Source organism: Gluconobacter sp. P1D12_c, from assembly GCF_018812105.1.
Taxonomy (GTDB): Bacteria; Pseudomonadota; Alphaproteobacteria; order Acetobacterales; family Acetobacteraceae; genus Gluconobacter; species Gluconobacter oxydans_A.
In genome coordinates this window covers 1-371 of the sequence record NZ_JACSIQ010000808.1, presented here as the reverse complement: position 1 = coordinate 371, position 371 = coordinate 1, and the positions used below count along the sequence as shown (strand labels likewise).

Genomic DNA, 371 nt, shown 5'->3' with positions numbered 1-371 from the left:
GACGATAAAGAAAGCATGATGCGGGAGCATCAGCCCAACAATCTTATTCTACATCTGCTCGAATTTTATTTCATCACCAACGATGACACGACCATCAAGAGAAGTCTCAACACAGAGAGCCATAGCAATATCGGGCCCGAACATATCCAATGATTTAGGGACACCTATCGTGGCTTCGCCTTCATCACGCTTCGTGAAAAGCTCAGCATCATTGATTACACGCTTCTTCATCATCTTCAGAGATCCATCAGACTGATCTCGAACGATGCGAAGCCTCTCATCATTAAGAGACCCCTTGAACTCCTTAAACGATCCGTACCTCTGTATCAGTCGCGTATTGAGTGTCTCATTATAGAACCACTCAAGATGGG

The 371-nt window shown here is 45.0% G+C and carries 1 protein-coding gene; it reads right to left on the bottom strand.

The annotated features are described in order from the left end of the window. Window positions 1-48: 48 nt before the first annotated feature. Window positions 49-371: hypothetical protein (locus KP705_RS19300; protein WP_215765479.1), on the bottom strand; the 323-nt coding region annotated here is incomplete at its 5' end.